Raw genomic sequence first — 23,982 nt, 5'->3', positions numbered from 1 at the left:
GTGATACTTAAACTGGGATACAACAAACCAGGATAATAAAAGATGTCGCAGAACAAAATTGCCCACAAAGTACAAAACCTCCAGTCATCCGCGATCAGAGAATTATTAAAACACAGCAAGATGGAAGGGGTGATTTCACTCGGCGGGGGCATTCCCAACCCGGATCTTTTCGATCGTGAAGGGCTGGAACTGGCTATGGAGAAGGTGCTCTCCAGCACCTGGAAAGAGGCGTTTCAGTACGGTTTGAGCGAGGGCAGCCCGGAGCTGCGCGGCGCCATCTGCCAGCTGCTGAGCGGCAGGGGGATTAACTGCGGCGTGGACGACGTGGTGGTGACCTCCGGCTCCCAGCAGTCACTGGATATTCTGGCGCGGGCGCTGATTAACCCGGGCGACATCGTGGTCGTCGAACGCCCAACTTATCTTGCTGCACTGCAGGTTCTGCAGTTAGCGGAAGCTAACCTGATGTCGGTGGGGACCGACGGCGAAGGGATGATTATCGATGAGCTGGAAGCGCTGGTTAAGACCACGCGCGTCAAAGCCGTCTATATTGTGCCAACGTTCGGTAACCCGGGCGGCGTCACTCTGGCAGAGCAGCGTCGTAAGCAACTGGTGGAATTATCCCAGCGCTACGATTTTGTTATCATCGAGGACGATCCCTACGGTGAAATCAACTTCACCGACAAGACCTTCACGCCACTGAAAGCCTGGGCGGCAGAGATGGGCTGCAGTGATAACGTCATTTACACCTCCACCTTTTCAAAAATCCTCGCGCCAGGCGCAAGGGTTGGCTGGTTAGTGCTGCCGGACTGGATAAAACGTCAGGTGGTGATCCTCAAGCAGGCGACCGACCTGCACACCAGCTCATTATCGCAGTCGCTGACGTATCACTACCTGGAGAGCGGCCGCCTGGCCGGGCAAATCGACCTGATCCGCGAGGCTTATAAACACAAATGCCAGATCCTGTGTCAGCACGTAGAAAGTGAGCTGAGCGATCATCTGACCTTCCATAAACCGATGGGCGGCATGTTCCTGTGGGCGAAATTCAAATACGAGATGAACACCACGGAGTGGCTGAAAAAGACGCTGAACAACGGCGTGGTCTATGTGCCTGGGGAGTTCTTCTACTGCAACGAACCGGATCATGCCACGCTGCGTATGTCTTACGTCAGCGTCACGGATGAGAACCTGAAAGAAGCAGTGGCGCGGTTAAAAGCCTCCCTGTAACTTCCCGGAACGGGTGGCCCTGGCCACCCGTTTGTAACTTATCAACTGCGAATAAATTCCAGTAAATCTTTGTTGATGGTATCTGGATGTGTGGTGTGCATCCCGTGCGGATAGCCCGGATACACTTTCAGGGTGCTGTTGCTGAGAAGTTCATCCTGGAGCAGGCTGGCGTTCTTATAAGGCACAACCTGATCGTCATCCCCCTGCAAAATAAGCACCGGCAGGGTGATCGCTTTCAGATCGGCGGTCTGATCCGTTTCTGAAAACGCTTTAATGCCTTCATAGTGCGCCTTCGCGCTACCAATCATCCCTTGTCGCCACCAGTTCTGGATGGTGCCCTGCGAAATTTCAGCCCCGTCACGGTTAAAGCCGTAGAAAGGACCTGTCGCCACGTCGAGATAGAACTGCGCCCGGTTTGCCGCCAGCGCTTGACGGAACCCATCGAACACCTCAATCGGCGTGCCGCCCGGATTGTCTGGCGTTTTGACCATCAATGGCGGTACGGCGCTGATCAGAACGGCTTTCGCCACCCGGCCCTGCGGTTGGCCGTATTGCGCCACATAACGCGCCACCTGACCACCGCCGGTGGAGTGGCCGACATGTACCACATTGTGCAGATCCAGATGCTCAACAATGGCAGAGACATCGGCCGCGTAATGGTCCATATCATGGCCGTCGCTGACCTGATCGGAACGGCCATGACCACGACGGTCGGAGGCGATGACCCGGAAACCTTCCGCTAAAAAGAACAGTAACTGGTTATCCCAGTCATCCGCGCTTAATGGCCAGCCGTGATGGAAGAAGATAGGTTGTGCATCTTTGGGGCCCCAATCTTTATAGAAGATACTGACATTATCTTTTGTGGTGACAAATGACATGGTAGACCTCTCGGGGAGTGAAAAAACCTGAGTGAAGTGGCTGAGCCGATACGTGATGACGAACAGCCGCTTAGAAGTCTAGTTGAGATAATTAGCGATTGCCTCCAAATGAGTAGTTCAGCGATTTGCGCAGCCGGCTCAGGCTGAAAACCACCGATGCGACAGAGGCGGCGACGGCGATCCACAGGGCAATATTAACGGCTTCAGTCGACATAACGGCGAGCAGGATCCCGACTACCGCAGCGCCCAGGCATTGCCCAAACGTCCGCGCGATGGACAAGATCCCGGAGGCATAGCTGGCATACTCCCGGGAAACATTCGCCAGCATTTCCCGGTTGTTGGGGCTTTGGAAACAGCCGAACCCAATCCCGCACACCAGGCTACGTAAGCAGATATCCCACATGGCAGGCGTGGCGGGCAGCGTCGCCAGCAGGATCAACCCGACGACAAAAATAATCAGCCCAAGGGTGGAGATCAGCGGCGCAGAAAACGTATCGGCCCAACGGCCTGGATGAGGCGCAATCAGCACGATGCCGATCGGCCAGGGGATAAACAGCAGTGCGGACACAACAGGGCTGTAGCCATACACAGTCTGAAACTGGAAAGGCAACGCGATGAAAGTGATGCCCTGGCTGATAAAAGAGGCCAGCGATGTTAAGGCGGCGAGGGTAAAACGCCCGTTGTGGAAAATGGCGGGCGGCAGTATCGGCGCGCGGACGCGGCGGATATGCCAGATAAACACAACCGTGCAGCCCAGGGCGAGGAGCCCCCAGCAGAGCGCCTCGTGAGGGCGGGAAAAGCTGTTGGCCATCATGATCGTTGAACCCAGAAGCGTCGCCGACAGCACTGCGCCGGGTAAATCGAACCCAGCCATGCCGGACGTGACGTGTCCCGGTAATGCCTTGCCTGCCAGCACCAGCGCGAGGGTTCCCGGAATCAAATTAATGGCAAACAGCCACTGCCAGCTCAGAATGTCGAGGATGGTGCCGCCCAGCACGGGGGCAATAGCCGTACTGGACGCAATCAGCAGGGCGTGCAGACCCAGAACGCGCCCGAGCAGTCGCCCCGGAAAGACGGAGCGCAGGATCGCCGGGGCGATACTCAATGTGGCCGCGCCGCCGATCCCCTGCAAAATGCGCATTCCGATAAGCATCACCGGCGTTGTTGCCAGCGCGCAGCCCAGTGATGTCAGGGTGAATGTCGCCAGGCCCGCCAGAAAAACAGGGCGCGTTCCGTAGCGGGCCGCGAGCGCGGCGAAAATGAGCAACGTCATGGCCGCAGAAAGCAGATAACCGTTGGCGAACCAGACGGCGTAACCCGCGGGCACCTGCATGGCTTGCGCCATCGAGGGCAGGGCAATGTTGATCATCGTGCCATCAAATACGCCCATCAGCGTGGTCATCATCACGGCGATCATAACCCGGGCGCGCGCCTGGCCTGGCAGCCCTTCGTCACCGGGTTGGTTTGAAAATAGTGTCATCATCTGGAATCCTCGAGGGTGTTGAGATGAAGAAACTATATTCCTGGGGTATAGAGTGCGGAAGATGCAGCGTTTACACTTAATCATTGCACCGAACGCCTTATCTAAGCTCAGAGGTTCTCATGTCCGATCCTGATTTTAACTTGCTCGTCGCGCTCGACATTCTGCTGGCAGAGGCCAGCGTTGCAGGGGCAGCGCGGCGTTTAAACCTGAGTACGTCAGCCATGAGCCGCACGCTCAGCAGGCTACGGGACGTGACGGGGGATCCGATCCTGGTGCGGGCAGGACGCAATATGGTGTTGACGCCCTGGGCTGAAGCGTCCCGGGATCGCGCCCGGAACGCGGTGCATGAGGCGAGGGCGGTGCTGCAACCTTCCATGGAGACGCTCAACGTGCAAAATCTGGCGCGTTTTTTCACTATCAGAGCCAATGATGGATTTGTCGTCGCGTTTGGCCCGGCGCTGATTGCCGCCGTGGCTGAAGTGGCGCCTGACGTCTGCATCCGCTTTGCACCGAAACCTGAAAAAACATCCCGCTATCTGCGCGAGGGCCTGGTGGATCTGGAGATTGGCGTGCAGAGCAATATGGGCCCGGAAATTCGTCTCCAACGACTTTTTCAGGACAGGTTTGTGGGTGCGGTTCGTAAGACGCATCCGCTGGCATCGTTAACCAGCATCGGCCTCAACGACTATGTCTCCTGGGGTCATGTGGTGGCCGCGCCCGACGGATCGTTACACGGGTTTGTGGATGATGCGCTGGCAGAGGCAGGGATGACGCGAAAGATTGCCAGCGTGGTGCCCGGATTTCCGACAGCGTTGTCCGTGGCGCTGGCGTCCGATCTTGTCGCCATGGTGCCGGCGCTCTATCTGCAAAACCCGCATATGACAGAACAACTGCATGTTTTTGAGCTGCCCTTTAAAACCCGAACCATAACGGTATCGCAGATGTGGCATCCCAGAATGGAAAACGATCCCGGCCATCGCTGGCTGAGAGAGAGGGTGATTGCGGTGTGTCGGACGGTGGGACAGTGAATCCGCGCGCCGAATCGCACATCTTCGATTCGGCGCGCCAGAATCAGGGCGTGAGCGGGAGTTATTAAAGCGGTAAATGCCGGGAGTGGTGCTGAGGAGATGGCTGACCTGGGTATCGCAATATCGCATTTAACATAATATACATTATGCGCACTGATGTTTATAACCGCGAAATAGTCCTGTCTGCTCAGGACTAAGAGACTTAAGATGTCAGACACCTGGATTCGCCATCAAGGGATTCAGACTCGCAGACCAGCTCAATGTTCATCTGGCACAGGATACCGTCCGGTCGCGTCTTTTCTATATTTTGTAGGCTGTGTGAAATTACGCTGCAGACTATGATACTTGTTGCTGATCACCTGTCGTTTCCGCAAAGGATAACTGTATGACTGATGCGCACCCGGATGAAGAAATGATTAATCGGTCTGCCAGAAATGGCTGGCTGATCGTTTCCGCCCGCTTTATCTCCGATTTCGGCGCTTTTTTAAACATGGTGGCATTATCCACCTATGTATACGTGCTAAGCCAAAGTGTGATGCAAGTGAGTATTTTTCTGGCCTGTCGCGTTACCGGCGGAATTTTAGCAAGCTTGTTTGGCGTCCCTTATTTCAGACGTTTCACCGGACGCCTGCCCCTGGTAATACTGGATGTTCTTCGCGCGGCGCTGCTGGCATCATTATTAATTTTTCCTTATTCCGTACAAATCTATCTTTTGCCTTTTATCGCTCTGGGAATTGGCATAGGCAATTCGATGTTTGCAATTGGGCTAAACAGCCAGTTGCCATACTGGGTGGATGATTCCCGCCGGGTTGCGACTAATGCCTGGTTAACATCAGCATCTGCGACCGGTGCAGTTACGGGTAGTATGGTGTCGGGTATTTTGCTGGCTGCGAACGGTTATGAGCTGGTATTCATCACCAATATTCTCACTTACCTCCTTGCAGGTTTATCTATACTGCCTTTACGCTTTCTGGTTACCCCGGCGGGCGTAGAGAAGAAAAATCAGCGTAACGAATGGAGTAATCTTGTTAAAGGACTTAAAACAGCACCGCTGATGGCAGGCATGTTGCTGGTAACTATGGCTGATACTCTCGGGAGTGCTGCCCACAACGTAGGGTTTCCTGTCATTTCAGAGCTTCTGACGTCTGAATCACCAGGAAAAACGATGGGTCTTCTGCTGGCAGTCTGGGCCGGTGGGAAATTTGCAGGTGCAAGAGCGGCAAATTATCTTTTGCTTAAGCGAGGGATACGAACTGAGCGTTTATTCTTTTATGGTGTAGCATTAATGTCGCTGGGGTTTATTTTAACGTTCCAACAAAACGCCGTCTCTCTGGCATTATTCTTTATTTTCTTCGCAGGCACTGGAGATGGACTTGCGGATGTTAGCCTCATCTCACGCATCCAAAGTGAAGTTGAATCATTAAGGCTACCTATTTTTAGCCTGATCACGCTCTTACAGATGACAGGTTTTGGTGTTGGAATGTTGATAGTGGCGCCCTTCTATATCTGGTTAGCGCCCTCAATGGTCATTATTATTTTCCATGGAATTCCATTACTCACGCTGACCTTCGTATGGCTATATATCCGACGAAGACAGCGCTCACATTAAAATAAAGCCTGAGGATCCTCAGGCTTTATGTTCCATGCTGGCTATCATCACTATCAATCCTGCAAACGCACCAACATCCTGACCCGACAAGCATAAATAATTGCACACAGCAGCAGGCTCAGTAATGCGGTGCTGATAAATACGCCCGCTCCGGTCATGGCCAGCATCACGCCGCCGATCAACGGCCCGAGAGCTACCCCCAGCGTCGTTAATGTTGAAGCCCCCAGATAAGCACCGCGATGCTCAGCCGGTGCCAGTTGATCGAGCAGGATGTTCAGGTTCGGCATCAGAATCGCCTCCCCCATACTGAACACGACGGTGACCGTCAGCCATGGCCAGACTTCCGTCGAACGCGTGGCAAACATGCAGAGCTGCGACAAAGCAAAAATGGCGCCACCCAGCAGAATGCGTTTTGGCAGGTTGATTTGCGCCAGAAACCGCATAATAAAACTCTGGAACACCAGCACGGTACAGGCATTGGTCACCAGTATCAGGGTTATCAACTTAACCGCCGCGTTGCCGTCAAGTAACATCAGGTATTGCGGCAATACAGCTTCGTAATGGATAAAAACAATGCTGCATAAAATGCTGCACAGCAGTGCCGCAATATAGATTTTGTCCCTGGCAATGATTCCCATCACCTGATGCAGCTTAATCGCCGGGGCGCTGGCCCCCTGCTGTTCCCCCAGCAGTTTACCCGCCGGGATAAACAGCAGCACGTAGACAAAAAACGGCAGATAGGTCAGCCCGGTGATCAGGAACGTCCCCTTCTGGGATGTCAGGCCAAAGACTATCCCGACCAGCGGACCAAATACCGCCGCGACGTTGATCAGGTAGTAACGCATTTGCAGGGCCAGTGCACGGCGGCGGCGATCGCCAAGTAGATCGCTCATCAGAGCACGCACCGGGGGATCAACCCACGCAAAACACACGCCGATGATCATCAGGCCGGTAATAAACAGCCCCATCCCGGTGGCCTGCGCCAGGGTGATATAGCCTACGGCAGAAAAGCCACAGCCCAGCAGAAGAATGATCCGGCGCCCTAACCTGTCCGAAATCTGCCCGCCATACATGCCGAGCGCCACCGATAACAGCGCACTGCTGGTCATCGCCACGCCAATGGCAATCGGCGACATATGGTAATTCTGCGTCATGATCACCGCGATAAACGGCCATGCCATGAAATAGCTAAAGCGAACAATGAAGGTAAAAAAGAGCAGCGCATGGACAGTTGCCGGGAAGGTTTTTAGCGTCTGAAACAGACCCGGTACCGCACTCACTTCAGCGGCAGGTTTTGTCGTCATAAGTTATCCTGATAATTATTTTTATTAACATATTGGATCGCTATGAAATATAAGCGCCTAAATATTATTAAGATTATTCATCAGCAGCTGCAATATAAATGTTAACGAAATGTATAATTTGCCAGCTTATGATGTGAGGGCTATTGGTCGCAGAGAAATATAAGGGAAAGGATGAATCAGGCTATAGAACGCGGTAGTTAATCCTAAAACGACCGGCAACCCGTTGCAGGCTGCCAGTCCGAGAAGACGCAAAATCAGCTGGCGACCTTCCCACCAGCAAAACAGTCTTCGTCCAGCGTCAGGCTGGCAATTTTATGCACCGGGCCAGACATGCTGACCTGAAAATTGTCATCAAAGCTGATTTGCAGCTGCCCACCGGGCATATTCACGCTGACCCAATTATCGACCCGGTCTAATTTACGCATAACGCTGGCTGCTGCACAGCTGCTGCTGCCGGAAGCCATCGTAAAACCGGCGCCCCGCTCCCAGATACCAATACGCAGCGTAGTGCGATCGACGACCTCCACCAGCTGGACGTTGGTGCGTTTCGGGAACACAGGATGATTTTCTATTTGCGGCCCTAAGCGGTGAACCAGCGCCAGATCGAGCTTATCCACCAGCACAACACAGTGTGGATTGCCCATTGAGACCAGCGATACCAGGATAGTTTCATCCGCCATCTTTAAGGGATGATTCAGCACTTCAGGTTGGTCAATCAGCGCGGGCAGTGCCGCCGGACTGAAATTCGCCTGCCCCATCTCCACCGTGATCTGATGCGGATCGTCATGTACCCGGCAACGTACATCCCCACCTGCGGTGTGCACTAAAAACGGCTCGTGTCCGACGCGGCCGATATCGAAAAGATAGCGAGCATAGATGCGCAGACCGTTACCGCTTTTCTCGGCTTCTGAACCGTCCGGATTGATGATGCGTAAGGTGGGCTGATGTTGATCCCCACTGTCAATAAGCAGACCGTCAGAGCCTACACCATAATGGCGATGGCATAGGATACGAATCTGCTCGGTGCTCAGCTGCTCTGCGACAGAACGGTGGCACACCAGGTAATCATTACCGAGCCCGTGATATTTATGGAATAGCAAAGGTGTCATGGATAGCGTTCTGAATTTGTTTATTTAACAAATACATTACCGTATTTTTCAGCCCGCAGGACAAAAAAGTGAACGCTGCTTTCGTTCATGTTCAATAAGCCACTCTTTACGTGCGATCCCTCCCCCGTAACCGGTCATTGCCCCCTCTTTGCCGATAATCCGGTGACATGGAATTACAATGGCTATCCGGTTAGCGCCATTTGCCGCCGCTACCGCGCGTACGGCAGCCGGTTTTTCAATCTGCCCGGCAAGGGATTGATAATAGGATGTCTGACCGTAAGGAACGTCGCGTAACGCCTGCCACACGGCGCGCTGGAAATCCGTGCCCGGGGCATCCAGCGTGAGATCAAAATGTTGCCGGGTACCAGAGAAGTACTCATGTATCTCTCTTTCCGTCTGGCGGGTATGACTATTTTCCCCCGCCATGATCCTCGCCTTTAACAGACGCTGGAGATCGCGAAACTCTGTCTCCAGCATACGACGGTCGGTAAATTCCAGCAGACACACTCCCCGTTCCGTGGCGCACACAAACATGGGGCCAAGCGTGGTGGTGAAACGTTGAATAACGATCACCCTGGTCTGTTCGGTCGGCGCAACGCCCGTAAGACGTTTACAGGTATAGCCAAAACCGCTTAATGACTCGTAACCACTGTCAAAAGCGACATCGGTCGCGTTACGTCCACTTTTTAACTCCTGCAGGGCAATATTAACCCGCTGCATTCGTTGAAATGCCTGAAAAGTAATACCGTGATTTTGCAGAAACCAGCGCCGCACCCGCTCGGGGCTAATGTCATGATTACGTAGAGCCGTATCGCTTATCCTGGTTTTAGGATCTGCGCGAACAAGCTCAAGCGCCTGTTCGATGAACGTCGGCGCACTGTGCGCATTTTCAGTGGGTCGACACACTTTACAGGGACGGTACCCGGCATCGAGGGCAGATTTAAAATCTGTATAAAACTCCACATTCTCACGTTTCGGTTTCCGGGCCCGGCATACCGCAATACAGAATACCCCTGTCGTTTTGACGCCGACATAAAATACCCCCGTATACCCGGAATCACGCTCAAGTAATGCCTGATACCAGAGATCGCACTGCTTACTATTGAGCACTTTCATCAATAAAGACCTCTGCAAATGACTGCTGCGCCTGGATACGTTCCAGCAAATTCTTCAGCTGCAACTGAATAGCCGAATGCACAACGTTCCCCATTGAGATACGGCTTACTCCTGCTTGCTTCAGTCTCCCGAAGGTGGCGAGATCGGGCATACACATGACGTTCAATGGCAGGTTGAGCTCCTTAGCAATCATCGCTATATCCTGTTCTGACGTCAGGCATGGAACAAAAAGCCCGTCCGCGCCCGCGGCTTTGTAGAGGCGGCCCCGGTAAAGCGTTTCCTGTAACGCGTGCTCATGATCCAGCAGGTAGGTATCGGTACGGATATTAAGAAACAACTGATGATTCTCTGCGTTCAACCGGGTGCGAATCGCTTCTAACTTCCTGGAGAATAGCAGCGCGTCCACAAGTCGTCTGACCCCGTTAACGACTTTACTGTCCTCAAGGTTTATCCCTACCACGCCCGCCTGCGCAAGACGCTTAAGATGCTCCGCTATCTCATCCGCGTTACTGCCATACCCCGCTTCAACATCAACACTTAATGGCAGATTACTGACGGACGTGATCCGCGTGACAATATAGAGCAATTCGTCAAACGACATTGCTTCTCCATCCTCGTAACCCAGCATCGCAGCGATGGCTGCACTTGACGTCCCCAGAGCCTGATAACCTGCCTGTTGCGCCGCTATAGCACTGGTCGCATCCCAGACATTAGCGATAACTAAGGGTGTGTGTTGATGGTGAAGTTCAGCGAAGGTCATGATTCTCTCCTGTAATAAGGTACAGGGTGAATCTAAGGGATTCGATGAATCCCTCACAACCGAAAATCGGAAGACCATTTTTTAAGGGGCATACCCCCTGGCCGTTATAAAGCTTTGTCTGTAAACAGCGGTACGTTACAGGCCGAGGAAATATGGTCCAGATAACCGCGCAGCGCCTCTGTGTACGGGAAGCCTTTCACAATCGTCAGCGAATTCAGGATCGGGAAGAGATAAAAATCAGTGATACTGACAGGATGTCGCCCTTGCAAGTACGCCTCGATTTTACCGAGCGCTTCCACCAGCGTGTCGATGTAGGTCTGGCTATTCGCCATCAACGTATCCATATCGCCAAAGGCGTTAATCTCGCGCTGAGTATAGGCCTCGCGCGCGGCGGGTGTGGCGAGTTCTTTAAAATCGGCGCGGGTAAAACGCGGGATCGCCAGATTGAATACGGCACGCGTATTCTCTTTGCACCAGGCTTCAATGACCGGATTGCACTCCCCGGTAATAACCGGCGCGCCATCAAGCTGGTCAACGTAGTGAACGATATCCATGCTTTCCGGCATGTATACGCCCTCTTCTTTCTGCAGGATCGGCACAACCTTTTTACCCACCATGCGGGTTGGCGTCTCCGCATCCCCTTCCATGATCACGCCCAGCTCAAAAGGCACCTGTTTGAGGCCGAAGATCATTCTCGCGCGGATACAGAACGGGCAATGCTCATACACATATAATTTCATAGCACTCTCTTTTCAGAACAGTTCGATAACAGGATGTCTACGCCATAGCCTCTGGCAAATCGGGTCAAGGTTTCCAGCCTAACTTTAGTAGGTTGAGTCAGTTGCAGGCTGGAAATCAACATCATTATCAGTACAATCGATGTGACAATAATGTTAATGAGAGCGCGACATGAAGTTATTCTCCACCGAAAGGACGGACGTTTATCTGCTGACGTCCGATCTGGCAGACAGCCTCCTGCTTTTCCTGCGGGAAAACCGATCGCATTTCGCGCCCTTTGAGCCCTTGCGTGATGAGGAATATTTCACGCTGGAGAGCGTATCTCAACGAATTGAGAGTGCGCAGAGCGATTACAACGCGAGAAAATGCCTGCAACTGGTTTTCACCTTAAAAGGCGAGAATAAAATAATCGGCAGCATCAACTTCACCAACTTTATCTTTGGTGTTTTCCAGGCGTGCTATCTCGGCTTCTCGCTCGATCGCGCTTATCAGGGGCAAGGACTGATGCACGAGGCGCTGAAGGAAACGCTGAGCTATGTGCAGGTCAATTACCGCTTTCATCGGATTATGGCAAACCACCTACCTGATAATGCGCGCAGCAGTAAAACCCTGGCCAGCCTCGGCTTCGTTAAAGAGGGGTATGCGCCCTCTTATCTCAAGATCAATGGGGTCTGGCAGGACCACGTGCTCACCTCCCTGGTGATTCCAGAAGTGGATTAAGATGACCGGACCCGGGTAACGATCCACATCCCGGCAAGCATTGATAAAACAAACAGCAGTCCCTTGCCAATGCCCGCACCCAACAATATCAACGACGGCCCGGGACAAATGCCTGCCAGCCCCCAGCCCAGACCAAACAGGATCGCGCCCACCACCAGTGTGCGGTCAACGGTGTTATTGTCTGGTAGCAGAATCGGCACCCCGCAAAACGCCTTTTTTCTGCCTTTCACCAGCGCAAAGCCAATGATCCCCACCGCAATCGCCCCAATCATCACGAAGGCAAGTGAGGGATCCCAGGCCTGAGAGAGATCCAGAAAACCAAGCACCTTTTCAGGATTCGCCAGACCGCTAATCAGCAAGCCGGCGCCAAAAATCAGACCACACAGAAACGCCATAATTACCAGCATCATATTTTCCTCAGCCCAGCCATAAACCGGTCAGCGTTGCGATAACAATGCCGACAACCATAAAGGTCAGCGTGGCGACCAGAGATCGCTTAGAAAAGCGCGACAGTCCGCAAATGCCGTGCCCACTGGTACACCCCGAGCCGAGACGTGTCCCGATGCCCACCAGCAAACCGGCCACGATAATCACCGGCCAGGAGGCCTCAACGTTAATGTCCGGCAACGGGAAAAACAGCGCAAACAGCAGCGGCGAGCCAATCAGACCGGCTAAAAAAGCGATCCGCCACCCTTCTTTCCGGGTCTGCTTCGTCAGCATGCCCGCCACAATGCCGCTGATCCCGGCGATGCGCCCACAAAAGTGAATCAGCAGTATGGCGGCAAGCCCGATTAACAACCCGCCGCCGAGGCTACTCAGCGGCGTAAAGTGAATAAAATCAATCGACATGATTGTCTCCTGCCTGTGGGCAATAGAGGTCATACAGGGTATTGAGCAGCGCGAAGATCCGCTGATCCTCAATCCGGTAGAAAATTTGTTTGCCGGTGCGTCGGGTCTCCACCAGCTTTAAACGGCGTAGCACCCCCAACTGCTGGGAGAGCGTAGGCTGGTGGATCCCCACCGCCTCTTCGAGTTGCGCGACGCTCGCTTCCCCCTGACTTAACTGACACATCAACAGCAGCCTGTCCGCATTGGACAAACCACGTAAGATCTCCGCGGCACCTGACGCCGCCTGTTTCATTGCATCCTGAATATCAGTATCTGCCATCACAGCCATGGTTTGCATCCATCAATATATAATTTTATATAATGTAATTTAGTATATTGTAATTTAGTATATTGTATGTCGGACCGTGCTGCAAAAAAAAACCGACAGGGATCCTGGGATCGCTGCCGGTTATTCCTGGCAAAAGTTTATATTTTCAGTTCAGGCACCAGGGCTTTTTTGTCCGACATACAGGTCTGCCACGCCTTGCCCGGCTCGCCGTTATCCAGCACCGAGGAGGTACGATACTCCACCGTGCGGGTATGCTGGCCAGGCACCACATACTCTATGGTCGTCCAGCGGGTATTGGCATCCTGTCCTTCGGCGGTGAGTTCGATAGTCTGGTTTTTCACAATCTCGGCGCACTCGCTTGCCGCGGACTCGACTTTGCGAAACTTCTTCTCTTCGGGGGATGTGCCCTCATTGGACATACACCCGGTAAACAGCAAACAGGCGAGAGATATCAGGCTGATTTTTTGCAGCATCATGCAGTCCTTTTATTAAATAAGCATTAGCTGAAGCGTAGCTTATGCGGCTGCGCTCTTCCTCTGTTTAGCGGAGCTGGCTGATATTTGCATCTATTTGCTTTTGTATGGCATGCCGTGTGGCCGGAGTGATTTTTCCTGGCAAAGAGAATAAACGCGGAAAATAAGACTTAAGCAACATAATAATGGAATTATCAGGATCTGACTTTAACAACCGAAACACCTTGCCCAGTGACCGCCTCCACCCAGCGGCTGTCGCTATCGGCCTCAACCACCACAGTATTAATTAGCGATAGCTCACCGATCCTGAAGGATGATGCAGTGTTGATTTTTTCCGGGGAGGCCAGCACTACCGTTTCTGCAGCTCTGCCGGAAAATGCACGTTTGATGCACGCTTCTTCATAATCTCCGGTAGTTAACCCGGCGTCAGGATGTATCCCGGTTACCCCCATGAAAAACAGATCGGCATGGATATGCGCAATACCTTCTATGGCCGCAGCACCTACCGTGACCACCGAGTGGCGGAACAGCCGCCCGCCAATCAGGATCACCTCCACCTGCGGATAGTCCACCAGCGCCAGAGCAATGCCCGGGCTATGGGTTACGGCGGTGAAAGAGAGATCTGCAGCCAGGCAGCGCACCAGCTCAGCGGTGGTGGTCCCCCCGTCAATAATCACCACCTGGCCCGGGGAGATCAGCTCCGCCCCCTTCTTCGCCACCCGCTTTTTCGCCTCGATACCCAGACTGCTGCGCTCGGCAAAACTGGAGACCGCCTGTGATGCCGGTAGTGCGCCGCCGTGGACTCGCTGTAAGCGGCCGTCAGCCGCCAGCTCACGCAAATCCCGACGAATGGTATCTTCCGACACCTCAAATTCCAGGCTGAGGTTTTTTGACAGCACCTGCCCTTCGGAACTCAGTTTTTCGAGGATCAGCTGTTTGCGTTGACGAGTGAGCATGGGTCTTTTCCTGAGGTTGCATGTTTGATCTTGATATTGCACGAAAGTGCAGTTTATGATGCCCACTCTACGTAAACAGGAGGCACCGTGCAATCAAATCGTGCAGAAGTACGCATTCTCGACAGCAAAACGCTGTCAGATGACTGGTACACACTCAAAAAATATACCTTCGATGTGCGCCGCCGTAACGGGGAGTGGCAACGCCAGAACCGCGAGGCTTACGACCGGGGTAACGGCGCGACCATTCTGCTCTACAACCGCGACAAACGGACGGTGATCCTGACCCGCCAGTTCCGCTTTCCGGTGTACATCAATGGTCACGACGGCTATCTGATTGAAACCGCCGCCGGTCTGCTCGACAACATGGCGCCGGAACAGCGGATTAAAGCCGAAGCGGAAGAAGAGACCGGGTATCAGATCGACCGCGTGGAGAAGGTCTTCGACGCCTTTATGAGCCCCGGCTCGGTCACCGAGAAACTCTACTTTTACATCGCGGAGTATCGTCCTGACGATCGCAAAGGCCAGGGAGGCGGCATTGAAGCCGAAGGTGAAGATATCGAGGTGCTGGAGTGGCCTGTTGACCAGGCGTTGCAGGCCATCGATGACGGCCTGATTGTCGATGGCAAAACCATCATGCTGCTGTATCACGTTGCCCTGAAGGGGATCCTCTAGCGAATCACACCGACAGAAACGGGTTTCTGTCATCATCATCTACACTTCTGGAAAGAACAAACCGGAGATGACTGCATGACCGACTGGAACCCCGCTCTCTATCTGCAGTACGGTGCCGAACGTACTCGCCCCGCCTTAGAGCTCCTCTCCCGCATTGCGCTGGATGAGGTCACCGATGTGGTCGACCTGGGATGCGGGCCCGGTAACAGCACGGCGCTGCTGCAACAACGCTGGCCTTCGGCACATATCACGGGCGTTGATACCTCACCCGCTATGCTGACAGAAGCCAGAGCCGCCCTGCCGGGCTGCCATTTTGTTGAGGCCGATATTCGCCACTATCGCCCGGAAAAGGCGTTGAGTGTGATTTACGCCAACGCCTCATTGCAGTGGGTGGAAAACCACTACGAACTGCTGCCGCATCTGGTCTCGCTGCTAAAACTGCACGGCGTGCTGGCGATCCAGATGCCGGATAACGATCTCGAGCCAACCCATGTGCTGATGCGGGAGGTGGCATCTGAACAGGATTATCCGGATCGCGGCCGCGCTGCCCTGCTGGGCGTCCATGCGTATTACGACATTCTGACCGAGGCGGGATGCGAGGTGGATATCTGGCGCACTACTTATTATCACCAGATGAGTTCACATCAGGCCATTATCGATTGGGTGAGCGCCACCGGCCTGCGCCCCTGGCTGCAGGAGCTGAATGAGCGCGAGCAACAACGCTATTTGCACCGCTATCATCAGCTGCTGGAGGAGCAGTATCCGCTGCAGGAGAACGGGCAGATACTGCTGGCTTTTCCGCGGTTGTTTATAGTTGCGCGACGCGAACCGTAACTACGCCTTCGCCTCTTTCAACAGCTGCTGGATCACCTGCTCCTGCTTGTCGTTATTCCCCTCCCCAAACGAGACGTAGCGCAGCTGGCCTTTGGCATCGAAGAAATAGTGCGCTGGCCAGTAGCGATTACCGAAGGCCGTCCAGATCTTATAGTTGTTGTCGGTAACCACCCGGTACGGGAGTTGCCATTTGTTGATGGCCTGCTGCACCGACGCCAGCGGTTTTTCCCACGGATACTCCGGCGTATGTACCCCAATCACCACCAGTCCCTGGGCCTGATACTTATTGGCCCACTCGCGAACGTGCGGCAGGGCGTGCTGACAGTTGATGCAGTCCCAGGTCCAGAAGTCGATCAGCACCACTTTGCCTTTTAACGACGCCCGAGTGACCGGCTCACCGTTCAGCCACCCGGTACCGCCTTCAAGCGACGGCATGGCGCTGGTGGTGACCGGTTGCGCGACCGGCTGGAGGGTCGGCTGAGGCTGACTTTCCGGCGCCAGCTGCAGCAGCGTTTTCTCCAGACGGTCGGCCACGCCGTTTGCCCCCTGAAAGACGCTATTCAGCCCGAATGCGGTAAAGGCTACCGACATCAGCATCGCCACCCCCGCCGCTTTTCGCAGCCCGTCCATCAGTCCTGATTTGGTTTTCAGCCGCGCAATCAATGCCTGCCCGCTAAAGCCGAGCAGCGCGAGCATCACCGCACAGCCGCTGCCGTAGGCCGCCAGCAGGCTACCGGTGGCGACGGGGTTATGCCCTGCGATACTCAGACTGAGAATGGCCCCTAACACCGGCCCGGCGCACGGTGACCACAGCAGTCCGACCGCCAGCCCGGCGAACATCGCCGAGGTTATCCCCCGGGTGCGGGTGCTGCGGGTATTAATTGTATTGCCGAGGCGTAATGCCGGGCCAGCAATGCGCTGCGCAAAGGTCGGGAAGATCAGGGCCAGCGCGGCCAGGCTCAACAACCCCAGCGCAATCCAGCGCCCGACCAGGGTCGCGCTGACCACCCAGTCGCTGGCGACGGTGATCAGGCTGGCGACCAGGGTAAACATGAGCACCATGCCGAACAGCATGGCGATAAGCTGGCGCTTCTGCCCACGAAAGCCGGCGAACAGCAGCGGAATAACCGGAAGCGTACAGGGGCTGAGCAGGCTGACCATGCCCCCTAAAAATGCGATCACGAGAAACATAACAGACCTCACTAAAGCAGTTGGCTGCGACGATTGCAGTGAGGCTATTACAGCGTGGAGATGTGTTCGGCATGTGTGGTGGATTGCGATTTTTGTCAGGTGCTGTATTTGTTTAGCGGGTGGATACAGTTTGGTACAAATGGCGGGTTTCGGTGGTTTCGTAGGCCGGGTAAGGCGAAGCCGCCACCCGGCGGTAAGCACCGGTGCGGCTTGTTCCCCCTCACCCCAACCCTCTCCCAAAGGGAGAGGGAGAAAGTCAGGTCACCGGCAAGGTAATCCGTGCGCAAAGCCCGCCTTCGGGCCGGTTCGCCAGCTGCAATTGACCATCAAGCTGGGCGGTGAGCTGAGCGGCAATCGCCAGCCCAAGCCCGGTGCCGCCAGTTTCCCGGTTGCGGGAGGATTCCACGCGGTAGAACGGCTGTAACACCGCCGCCAGCTCATGTCGCGGAATACCCGGGCCGTTATCCGCCACGGCGATTTGCACTCTGTCGTCGTGCACCGTCAGCGTCACCTCTGCGGCGTCGCCAAACTTCAGGGCGTTATCCAGCAGATTGGTCAGGATGCGGTGCAGCGCCTGCGGACGGGTAGCAAAAGGGACGGCAGTACGGGTCGCGTTAAACTGCACGTTTTTACCCGTATCGGCGTAATCACAGACCAGCGTATCAATAAAGTTATAGAGATCGACCTTGCGCACCGGCTCGGGTGATACCCCAGACGAACGGGCGTAGTCGATCCCCTCCCGCACCAGCCGAGTCATGCTGTCCAGATCCTGGGTCAGTTTGTCGCGCAGCTCCGGCTGGTCGGCCATCTCCACCCGCAGCCGCATCCGGGTAATGGGGGTCTGCAAGTCATGAGAAATGGCGGCAAGGATCTGCGCCCTCTCCTTCAGGGAGGTCTGGATCCGGTCCTGCATCGCATTGAACGCCCGCGCGGCGTGGCGCACCTCCAGCGGGCCCTGCTCGGTGAGGGTCAGCGGATTGGGGCTGGTGGGCTCGAGGGTATCCACTGCCCGGGTAAAACGTGTGAAGGGAAGCACCACCTGGCGCACCGCCAGCCAGGCGCAGATCACTACCAGGAGCAGCTGAATAATAAACACCACCGGCAGCCAGCGGGCCACCGGCGGCATCCGGGGAGTAAGATCCAGCGTCAGCGGCGAGCCGTCGCGCAGCGTCAGGTGCGCCTGAATATGCGAAACCGGCCCCGGTACCGCCGTGAAGCGCAGCGGATAGTGGGTCGCCAGCGTCTCCGTTAAGGTGCGGACTGCATCCCGGGAACGGGCGTCAGCCGGCGGAGCCCCCGGCTCCCCCGGCCCCAGCAGATAGTGATAGTTATCCCGGTCAAGGCGCGGAAGCCACTGCGCCCGCTCATTCGCCGGCAGCCGATCCAGAATCGCCACACTGGTGGAGACATCGTCCTGCAGATTGCCCAGCATCACGTTGCGCACGCTGCTCATGCGCTCGGCCATCACCAGGGTCAGGCTCAGGCCGTTGGCGAGCAGCAATCCCAGCAGGACGATCACCAGCAGACGATAATGCAGCGAACGCGGCCAGAGCCTCACTCTTTAGCCTCAAGAATGCTCACCGGCATCGAAAAGACATACCCTTCGCTGCGCACTGTTTTTATATACCGTGGTGAGCGTACATCCTCATTCAGACGCTGACGCACGCGGCTGACCAGCAGATCGATGGAGCGCTCAAACAGCTCGGCATCCCGCCCCTGGGTGAAGTTAAGCAGCTGATCGCGGGTTAATACGCGCTGGGGATGATCGACAAACACCCGCAGCAGACGGTACTCCGCCCCGCTCAGCGCCACGATGGTGCCGGAGGCATCCAGCAGATGACGGGCGCTGGTGTCGAGCTGCCAGTCGCCAAAAGCGATGATCCGCCCGGCTTCGGTCACCTGCAGGTTGGGCGGCAGCGTGCGATGGCGGCGCAGTATGGCTTTGATCCGCGCCAGCAGCTCGCGCGCCACAAAGGGTTTGACCACATAATCGTCCGCACCCATCTCAAGGCCCAGGATGCGATCCATGTCGTCGTGGCGCGCGGTCAACATCAAAATCGGCAGATCTTTATGTTGACCGCTGCGCAGCTGGCGGCACAGGGTCAGCCCGTCGTCGCCGGGCATCATGATATCCAGCACCACCAGATCGACCGCCTGTTTATCGAGCACGGCGCGCATCTCTTTGCCGTTGGCGGCGCCGGTGGCGCGGTAGCCCGATTTCACCAGATAATCGACGACCAGCTCGCGAATATCCCGGTCGTCATCAACGACAAGAATGTGATCGGTTGTCTCCACCCTAAGCTCCTGTTTATCAGCGATGCGCCAAAAATAGCATAGATTGCTTACAACTTATCCGCATCCACCACCGCCTTAACAAAGTCCTGCGGATCTTCCTGGGCCGGGTTGTGGCCGATGTTGCCAGTAAAGGTGCGATGCTGATATTTACCGGTGTACTTCGGGGCATACACCTCAGGTGCCGGGTGCGGTGCGCCGTTATTGTCGCCTTCGATGGTGATGGTCGGCACGCTGATGGTCGGGCCCGCTGCCAGCCGTTGTTCATAGCTGTCGTAGCGGCGCTCACCTTTTTCCAGTCCCAGGCGCCAGCGGTAATTGCTGATGGTCACCGCCACGTGATCCGGGTTATCCAGGGCTTTGGCGCTGACGTTAAAGGTGGCATCACTGAATTTCCAGCCGGGCGAGGCCAGGGTCCAGATGAGTTTGGCAAAGTCATGGGTGTTGGCGGCATAGCCCTTCTCGCCGCGCTCGGTGGCGAAATAGAACTGATACCACCACTGCAGCTCAGCCTGCGGCGGGAGCGGTTTTTCCCCGGCCTTCTGGTTACCAATCAGATACCCGCTCACCGAAACCAGCGATTTAACACGCTCCGGCCACAGCGCCGCCACGATATCCGCCGTTCTGGCGCCCCAGTCATAACCGGCGAAGACCGCACGTTTGATTTTCAGAGCATCCATCAGGTTAATGACATCTTTTGCCATGGCCGCAGGCTGACCGTTGCGCGGTGTGGTGGGTGACAGAAAATGCGTGGTACCGAACCCGCGGTTGTACGGGACGATCACCCGGTAGCCTTTGGCCGCCAGCGCGGGAGCGACCTGGGCGTAGCTGTGAATATCATACGGCCAGCCGTGAAGCAGGATCACCGGCTCGCCGTTTTTCGGGCCGATATCGACATAGCCAATATTCAGATCGCCCGCGTCAATCTGGCGGATTTGTTTAAAGGCGGCGGCATAGTCGGTGCCTGCCGCTTCGGCCTGACAGGCAGAAACGGTGGCGAGAGAGAGCGTCAGAGCGAGGGTTGAGTAAGCCAGTTTGTTCATCATGGTGGTATCTCCGGGTTATGAATAACACCCGCTTATCTCACCACCATGATGTATGGCGAATATGTGCAAAATTGCCCGTTTTGCAAGGTGCTGTATCCTGCTCCGGCGCAGATACAGTGGGATACAAACTCCTACGTCAGCTGGTAATACTTGTCTGGCATCTTGCGCGCCGGGATCTCCTGCTCATCATTCATCTGCAGCAAATCAATCTCCATCGCATTGCAGATGGCATCCAGCGGCAAGTCGTTATTCTCGACGCCGAACGGCTCCTCCAGCTCTTCCGCCAGGGTATCCAGCGAGATAAAGGTGTAGGAGATCAGTACCGACACGAACGGCGTCATATAGTGCAGATCGCTGACCAGGGCAAACGGCAGCATGATGCAGAACAGGTAGACGGTGCGGTGCAGGATCAGGGTGTAGGCAAAAGGCACCGGGGTGTTGGCGATACGCTCGCAGCCGGCCAGCACGATCGACATATCATTCAGACGAATATTCAGGCTGTGGAACAGAATATCCGACAGCTCCCCTTTCCGGCGCCTGACCGCCAGCCACTCTCCCATGATCAGCAGGATGCGGTTGGCAGGCGAGCTGGAGTCCATCGCCAGGCGCAGGTTCTCCTCGGAAAGATAGGCCGACAGCTGGTCGGCCTGCGGCTGTCTGCGCAGGGTCATGCGCAGGCAATGGGCAAAGGCAATTTGCAGGCGAACAAACTCACCCAGCGCCGGATCGTCCGGCAAGGTGTTTTTGACTTCGCGGAACAGCGAGCGCGAGGCAATCATCAGCTGGCCCCACAGCAGGCGCGCTTCGACATAGCGCGCGTAGCAGGCGTTATTGCGGAAACCGAGGAAAATCGCGATAGCGACCCCGAGAATGCTGAACGGTGCTACCGTCAGCCGGATGCCCAGCGAGGTATACCAGGGCAGCATCAGGATCACGACGATAGAGAGCAAAAAGTTAAGAAACAGGCGGGAAAAGATTTTGGTCAGCACGGAACCGTGCCAGACAAAGATCAGGCGCAACCAGTGCTGTTGAGGACGAACAATCATAGTCAGCTTCATCGGGAAAAAAGAGCGGTGACTATTAAACGTGATCGTCGTCACGGTTGCAAGCATGTTAAAAAATGATGACGTTGTTGCGAGGCGGATGGCAGACCGCACGGGGGCTAAGATGTGGCGTAACAGGAATAGGTTAAAGTATGTTGTAACTATTATGGATGAAGGGGATCAACCCTCTCCCAAAGGGAGAGGGAAAAGTTCAACGAATTAACACAGCGGTTTAACCGCTTCGCGCATCCCTTTCAGCAGAATCGCATCCAGATCCAGCGCAACCTGCTCTACCAGGCCATTGACCTGAGTCAGGTCCTGCTCCCAGTGCTCGCTGACGCTCAGCACCGCCGTCACCAGCTCACGGGTGGTGATCTGCTGGTCATGATGCTGGGTCCACAGCTGCTGGAAACGGGTGATCCAGTGTGCATCGTCCTGCACCGGATAGCTTTCGCCGTTACGTTCTGCGCGGTAGAAGGCAATCAACGCCGCCAGGGCAAAGGTCAGACGCGCCGGGAGTTTGCCGCTGGCCTGCTGCCCTGCCAGAAGCTGCGGCAGAATGCGGGTGCGGTATTTGGTCATACCGTTAAGGGCGATCGACAGCAGCTGGTGTTTGATATACGGGTTGCGGAAACGGCCCGTCACGGCGCTGGCGAAGGAGGCCAGCTCATCACGCGGCAGATCCAGCACCGGAATGATCTCTTCATGGATAGCTTTTTCAACAAACGCACAGATCTCGGTGTCGTTCATCGCCTCACCCACGGTATCCAGCCCGGCCTGGAAGGCCACCGGCACCAGAGCGGTATGCGCCCCGTTGAGGATCGCCACTTTGCGCTCTTTGTAAGGCTTGATGTCATCAACAATCAGCACGTTCAGCGCCAGCTTGTCGAGACGCAGCTCCTGCGCCAGTGATTTCGGCCCCTGGATCACAAACAGGTAGAAGTGTTCAGCAGTATCGAGGAAAGCATCGTGATAGCCGAGAGAGGCTTCGAGCTGGGCCACTTCGTCACGCGGATAGCCGGTGACGATGCGGTCAACCAGGGTTGAGCAGAAGCTGTTAGCGTCGTTCAGCCACTGGGTAAAGGCCGCTGGCAGCGCCCACTCCTGAGCATAACGCAGCACCAGTTCGCGCAGGGCGTCGCCGTTATAGTCGATCAGTTCGCAGGGGACGATCACCCAACCTTTATCGGCGGCACCGTTGAAATGGCTGAAACGCTCGAACAGCAGACGCGTCAGTTTTGCCGGATAGCTCACCGCAGGCGCATCCTCGAACTTATCCCCGGCGTGATAGCTGATGCCCGCTTCGGTGGTGTTGGAGAAGACAAAGCGCATCTCCGGGTTATGTGCCAGCTTCAGGAACTCATCGTACTGGTCGTAAACGCTGATTTCGCGGTTAACTGAGCGGATCAGACGCGCGTCGCTGACCGCTTCGCCCTGCTCGTTCAGACCACGGATGATGGTGGTATAGAGGCCGTCCTGGGTGCTCAGTGAAGGCGGGAAATCGCTTTTGATCGGGCGGACAATCGCAATACCGGCGTTGAGGTCGGTATGTTCATTGAGCAGGTCAATCTGCCAGTCAATAAACGCGCGCAGGAAGTTGCCCTCACCAAACTGGATGATACGTTCAGGATAGAGAGCACCGGGGAAATCACGACGGTTCAGTGTGTTCACAATGGGGTCCTTGTAATGATTAGTCATACAGCCTGATAAGATTGGTACGATAACTTATCAAAACTTAACGACCACAAACCCCGGTCTGGATCAAACCCGGTGCGAATTGTGACAGGATCTATAAGAATTTGTAGAAGACTGAGGTAGCCGTCATCTCACCGTCGGGCATCAGGGCATAGCGCGGGATCTCCCCCACTTTTTGCCATCCCGCCCGTTGATAGAAGGTCTCCGCCCCGCTGCCGGTGGCCGTATCCAGCACCAGCGCGGTTTTACCCTTGTCGCGGGCCACGTTTTCCAGAGCCTGCATCAGTCGTCCGGCATCACCGTTGCGGCGCGCGTTCTGGTGAACCAGCAGTTTGGCAACATCTGCCCGGTGCGGCTGGTTGTCGGGCTGATCGGTGATCAGCTGCACGGTGCCGGTGATGTCGCCTTCGGCATTGGTCGATATCAGCAGGGTACGCTCCCCGCGCCCGACGCTGTCGGCCACGCCACGCCAGAATGAGCTGGCCTGCTCATGGCTGTAGGGCAACATAAAGCTCACCGACGCGCCGCCGGTGACACAGCTGTGCAGGATGTCAGCTAATTGAGGGAGGTGCGCAAGGATATCCTCACGCGAAAAGATCTGAATAGCAGGTGATGGCATCATTATTCTCCTTTT

General features: G+C 55.4%; 25 protein-coding genes. 6 read left to right on the top strand and 19 right to left on the bottom strand.

Translation table 11 applies throughout. The features are described 5' to 3' along the window. Positions 1 to 42 precede the first annotated feature (42 nt). Entirely contained in the window at positions 43 to 1,224 is a 1,182-nt protein-coding gene (locus tag SOM40_RS11135; protein WP_106992853.1) for an aminotransferase-like domain-containing protein, read from the top strand. A gap of 41 nt (positions 1,225 to 1,265) precedes the next feature. Here the strand turns inward: SOM40_RS11135 and SOM40_RS11130 are convergent, their stop codons facing one another. Together SOM40_RS11130 and SOM40_RS11125 are read right to left on the bottom strand one after the other, a co-directional pair. Then, positions 1,266 to 2,102 (bottom strand): alpha/beta fold hydrolase, encoded by an 837-nt coding sequence (locus tag SOM40_RS11130; protein WP_261643602.1) that lies wholly within the window; start codon positions 2,100 to 2,102, stop codon positions 1,266 to 1,268. A gap of 91 nt (positions 2,103 to 2,193) precedes the next feature. Beyond that, a complete protein-coding gene (locus SOM40_RS11125; protein WP_320531009.1) occupies positions 2,194 to 3,582 on the bottom strand; it encodes an MFS transporter in 1,389 nt (462 codons plus the stop codon). Between the two features lie 122 nt (positions 3,583 to 3,704). Between SOM40_RS11125 and SOM40_RS11120 the strand changes: the two genes are divergently transcribed. Both SOM40_RS11120 and SOM40_RS11115 read left to right on the top strand, forming a co-directional pair. Further along, positions 3,705 to 4,613: a LysR family transcriptional regulator gene (locus tag SOM40_RS11120; RefSeq protein ID WP_320530970.1), complete on the top strand. Its 909-nt coding sequence runs from the start codon at positions 3,705 to 3,707 to the stop codon at positions 4,611 to 4,613. 385 nt (positions 4,614 to 4,998) lie between these two features. Then, positions 4,999 to 6,222, top strand: a complete 1,224-nt coding sequence (locus SOM40_RS11115) for an MFS transporter (protein WP_320530971.1) — start codon at positions 4,999 to 5,001, stop codon at positions 6,220 to 6,222. A 53-nt stretch (positions 6,223 to 6,275) separates the two neighbouring features. On the opposite strand, the gene SOM40_RS11110 is transcribed toward SOM40_RS11115, so the two are convergent. The 5 genes from SOM40_RS11110 to grxB all read right to left on the bottom strand — a co-directional run bounded on the left by SOM40_RS11110 (position 6,276) and on the right by grxB (position 11,251). Continuing rightward, on the bottom strand, positions 6,276 to 7,526 hold the full coding sequence (locus tag SOM40_RS11110) for an MFS transporter (RefSeq protein ID WP_320530972.1): 1,251 nt from the start codon (positions 7,524 to 7,526) through the stop codon (positions 6,276 to 6,278). Positions 7,527 to 7,780: 254 nt separating this feature from the next. After that, positions 7,781 to 8,635: a diaminopimelate epimerase gene (gene dapF / locus SOM40_RS11105; protein ID WP_320530973.1), complete on the bottom strand. Its 855-nt coding sequence runs from the start codon at positions 8,633 to 8,635 to the stop codon at positions 7,781 to 7,783. A 48-nt stretch (positions 8,636 to 8,683) separates the two neighbouring features. Beyond that, entirely contained in the window at positions 8,684 to 9,751 is a 1,068-nt protein-coding gene (locus SOM40_RS11100) for a bifunctional transcriptional activator/DNA repair enzyme AdaA (protein WP_320530974.1), read from the bottom strand. Then, on the bottom strand, positions 9,735 to 10,511 hold the full coding sequence (locus SOM40_RS11095) for an isocitrate lyase/PEP mutase family protein (RefSeq protein ID WP_312186984.1): 777 nt from the start codon (positions 10,509 to 10,511) through the stop codon (positions 9,735 to 9,737). The genes SOM40_RS11100 and SOM40_RS11095 overlap by 17 nt, the downstream gene beginning before the upstream one ends. 104 nt (positions 10,512 to 10,615) lie before the next feature. Then, positions 10,616 to 11,251 carry a glutaredoxin 2 gene (gene grxB / locus SOM40_RS11090; RefSeq protein ID WP_320530975.1) on the bottom strand — a complete coding sequence of 212 codons (636 nt, stop codon included), beginning with the start codon at positions 11,249 to 11,251 and terminating at the stop codon, positions 10,616 to 10,618. A 169-nt stretch (positions 11,252 to 11,420) separates the two neighbouring features. Between grxB and SOM40_RS11085 the strand changes: the two genes are divergently transcribed. Then, complete coding sequence (locus tag SOM40_RS11085; RefSeq protein ID WP_320530976.1) at positions 11,421 to 11,969, top strand: GNAT family N-acetyltransferase; 549 nt, start codon at positions 11,421 to 11,423, stop codon at positions 11,967 to 11,969. On the opposite strand, the gene SOM40_RS11080 is transcribed toward SOM40_RS11085, so the two are convergent. The 5 genes from SOM40_RS11080 to SOM40_RS11060 all read right to left on the bottom strand — a co-directional run bounded on the left by SOM40_RS11080 (position 11,966) and on the right by SOM40_RS11060 (position 14,575). Then, the gene (locus SOM40_RS11080; protein WP_320531010.1) at positions 11,966 to 12,376 is read right to left on the bottom strand and encodes a DUF6691 family protein; all 411 of its coding nucleotides are present in this window, start codon (positions 12,374 to 12,376) and stop codon (positions 11,966 to 11,968) included. The genes SOM40_RS11085 and SOM40_RS11080 overlap by 4 nt on opposite strands. 10 nt (positions 12,377 to 12,386) lie before the next feature. Continuing rightward, positions 12,387 to 12,818 carry a YeeE/YedE family protein gene (locus SOM40_RS11075; RefSeq protein WP_320530977.1) on the bottom strand — a complete coding sequence of 144 codons (432 nt, stop codon included), beginning with the start codon at positions 12,816 to 12,818 and terminating at the stop codon, positions 12,387 to 12,389. Then, positions 12,808 to 13,146: a metalloregulator ArsR/SmtB family transcription factor gene (locus SOM40_RS11070; protein WP_261643582.1), complete on the bottom strand. Its 339-nt coding sequence runs from the start codon at positions 13,144 to 13,146 to the stop codon at positions 12,808 to 12,810. The genes SOM40_RS11075 and SOM40_RS11070 overlap by 11 nt, the downstream gene beginning before the upstream one ends. 137 nt (positions 13,147 to 13,283) lie before the next feature. Further along, positions 13,284 to 13,622, bottom strand: a complete 339-nt coding sequence (locus SOM40_RS11065; protein ID WP_146145502.1) for a hypothetical protein — start codon at positions 13,620 to 13,622, stop codon at positions 13,284 to 13,286. Between the two features lie 191 nt (positions 13,623 to 13,813). After that, complete coding sequence (locus SOM40_RS11060; protein ID WP_320530978.1) at positions 13,814 to 14,575, bottom strand: DeoR/GlpR family DNA-binding transcription regulator; 762 nt, start codon at positions 14,573 to 14,575, stop codon at positions 13,814 to 13,816. A gap of 87 nt (positions 14,576 to 14,662) precedes the next feature. Between SOM40_RS11060 and SOM40_RS11055 the strand changes: the two genes are divergently transcribed. Next, the gene (locus SOM40_RS11055; RefSeq protein WP_225758835.1) at positions 14,663 to 15,247 is read left to right on the top strand and encodes an NUDIX domain-containing protein; all 585 of its coding nucleotides are present in this window, start codon (positions 14,663 to 14,665) and stop codon (positions 15,245 to 15,247) included. A gap of 75 nt (positions 15,248 to 15,322) precedes the next feature. After that, on the top strand, positions 15,323 to 16,081 hold the full coding sequence (tam, locus tag SOM40_RS11050) for a trans-aconitate 2-methyltransferase (protein ID WP_320530979.1): 759 nt from the start codon (positions 15,323 to 15,325) through the stop codon (positions 16,079 to 16,081). On the opposite strand, the gene SOM40_RS11045 is transcribed toward tam, so the two are convergent. The 7 genes from SOM40_RS11045 to SOM40_RS11015 form a co-directional block, all read right to left on the bottom strand. Further along, positions 16,082 to 17,272: a cytochrome c biogenesis protein/redoxin gene (locus tag SOM40_RS11045; RefSeq protein WP_320530980.1), complete on the bottom strand. Its 1,191-nt coding sequence runs from the start codon at positions 17,270 to 17,272 to the stop codon at positions 16,082 to 16,084. 256 nt (positions 17,273 to 17,528) lie between these two features. Then, on the bottom strand, positions 17,529 to 18,830 hold the full coding sequence (locus SOM40_RS11040; protein WP_320530981.1) for an ATP-binding protein: 1,302 nt from the start codon (positions 18,828 to 18,830) through the stop codon (positions 17,529 to 17,531). Then, positions 18,827 to 19,567: a response regulator gene (locus SOM40_RS11035; RefSeq protein ID WP_320530982.1), complete on the bottom strand. Its 741-nt coding sequence runs from the start codon at positions 19,565 to 19,567 to the stop codon at positions 18,827 to 18,829. The genes SOM40_RS11040 and SOM40_RS11035 overlap by 4 nt, the downstream gene beginning before the upstream one ends. Before the next feature lie 47 nt (positions 19,568 to 19,614). After that, positions 19,615 to 20,610: an alpha/beta hydrolase gene (locus SOM40_RS11030; protein WP_320530983.1), complete on the bottom strand. Its 996-nt coding sequence runs from the start codon at positions 20,608 to 20,610 to the stop codon at positions 19,615 to 19,617. A 131-nt stretch (positions 20,611 to 20,741) separates the two neighbouring features. Beyond that, positions 20,742 to 21,656: a bestrophin family protein gene (locus SOM40_RS11025; RefSeq protein ID WP_106992830.1), complete on the bottom strand. Its 915-nt coding sequence runs from the start codon at positions 21,654 to 21,656 to the stop codon at positions 20,742 to 20,744. Positions 21,657 to 21,872: 216 nt separating this feature from the next. Next, a complete protein-coding gene (locus tag SOM40_RS11020) occupies positions 21,873 to 23,324 on the bottom strand; it encodes a tagaturonate reductase (RefSeq protein ID WP_320530984.1) in 1,452 nt (483 codons plus the stop codon). A gap of 118 nt (positions 23,325 to 23,442) precedes the next feature. Continuing rightward, positions 23,443 to 23,970, bottom strand: coding sequence for a GNAT family N-acetyltransferase (locus SOM40_RS11015; RefSeq protein WP_320530985.1), 528 nt, complete (start codon positions 23,968 to 23,970; stop codon positions 23,443 to 23,445). Positions 23,971 to 23,982: the final 12 nt, after the last annotated feature.

It is taken from the genome of Leclercia sp. CFBP8987 (assembly GCF_034044995.2).
Taxonomy (GTDB): domain Bacteria; phylum Pseudomonadota; class Gammaproteobacteria; order Enterobacterales; family Enterobacteriaceae; genus Enterobacter; species Enterobacter tamurae.
This window is presented reverse-complemented; position numbering and strand designations above follow the sequence as displayed.

Coding starts and splice junctions, on each gene's coding strand:
- SOM40_RS11100 (WP_320530974.1), bottom strand. CDS start 9,751: ATGAAAGTGCTCAATAGTAAGCAGTGCGATCTCTGGTATCAGGCATTA.
- SOM40_RS11030 (WP_320530983.1), bottom strand. CDS start 20,610: ATGATGAACAAACTGGCTTACTCAACCCTCGCTCTGACGCTCTCTCTC.
- SOM40_RS11060 (WP_320530978.1), bottom strand. CDS start 14,575: ATGCTCACTCGTCAACGCAAACAGCTGATCCTCGAAAAACTGAGTTCC.
- SOM40_RS11075 (WP_320530977.1), bottom strand. CDS start 12,818: ATGTCGATTGATTTTATTCACTTTACGCCGCTGAGTAGCCTCGGCGGC.
- SOM40_RS11070 (WP_261643582.1), bottom strand. CDS start 13,146: ATGGCTGTGATGGCAGATACTGATATTCAGGATGCAATGAAACAGGCG.
- SOM40_RS11130 (WP_261643602.1), bottom strand. CDS start 2,102: ATGTCATTTGTCACCACAAAAGATAATGTCAGTATCTTCTATAAAGAT.
- SOM40_RS11025 (WP_106992830.1), bottom strand. CDS start 21,656: ATGATTGTTCGTCCTCAACAGCACTGGTTGCGCCTGATCTTTGTCTGG.
- SOM40_RS11015 (WP_320530985.1), bottom strand. CDS start 23,970: ATGATGCCATCACCTGCTATTCAGATCTTTTCGCGTGAGGATATCCTT.
- SOM40_RS11135 (WP_106992853.1), top strand. CDS start 43: ATGTCGCAGAACAAAATTGCCCACAAAGTACAAAACCTCCAGTCATCC.
- SOM40_RS11085 (WP_320530976.1), top strand. CDS start 11,421: ATGAAGTTATTCTCCACCGAAAGGACGGACGTTTATCTGCTGACGTCC.
- tam (WP_320530979.1), top strand. CDS start 15,323: ATGACCGACTGGAACCCCGCTCTCTATCTGCAGTACGGTGCCGAACGT.
- SOM40_RS11110 (WP_320530972.1), bottom strand. CDS start 7,526: ATGACGACAAAACCTGCCGCTGAAGTGAGTGCGGTACCGGGTCTGTTT.
- SOM40_RS11115 (WP_320530971.1), top strand. CDS start 4,999: ATGACTGATGCGCACCCGGATGAAGAAATGATTAATCGGTCTGCCAGA.
- SOM40_RS11080 (WP_320531010.1), bottom strand. CDS start 12,376: ATGCTGGTAATTATGGCGTTTCTGTGTGGTCTGATTTTTGGCGCCGGC.
- SOM40_RS11065 (WP_146145502.1), bottom strand. CDS start 13,622: ATGATGCTGCAAAAAATCAGCCTGATATCTCTCGCCTGTTTGCTGTTT.
- SOM40_RS11095 (WP_312186984.1), bottom strand. CDS start 10,511: ATGACCTTCGCTGAACTTCACCATCAACACACACCCTTAGTTATCGCT.
- dapF (WP_320530973.1), bottom strand. CDS start 8,635: ATGACACCTTTGCTATTCCATAAATATCACGGGCTCGGTAATGATTAC.
- SOM40_RS11120 (WP_320530970.1), top strand. CDS start 3,705: ATGTCCGATCCTGATTTTAACTTGCTCGTCGCGCTCGACATTCTGCTG.
- SOM40_RS11125 (WP_320531009.1), bottom strand. CDS start 3,582: ATGACACTATTTTCAAACCAACCCGGTGACGAAGGGCTGCCAGGCCAG.
- SOM40_RS11045 (WP_320530980.1), bottom strand. CDS start 17,272: ATGTTTCTCGTGATCGCATTTTTAGGGGGCATGGTCAGCCTGCTCAGC.
- grxB (WP_320530975.1), bottom strand. CDS start 11,251: ATGAAATTATATGTGTATGAGCATTGCCCGTTCTGTATCCGCGCGAGA.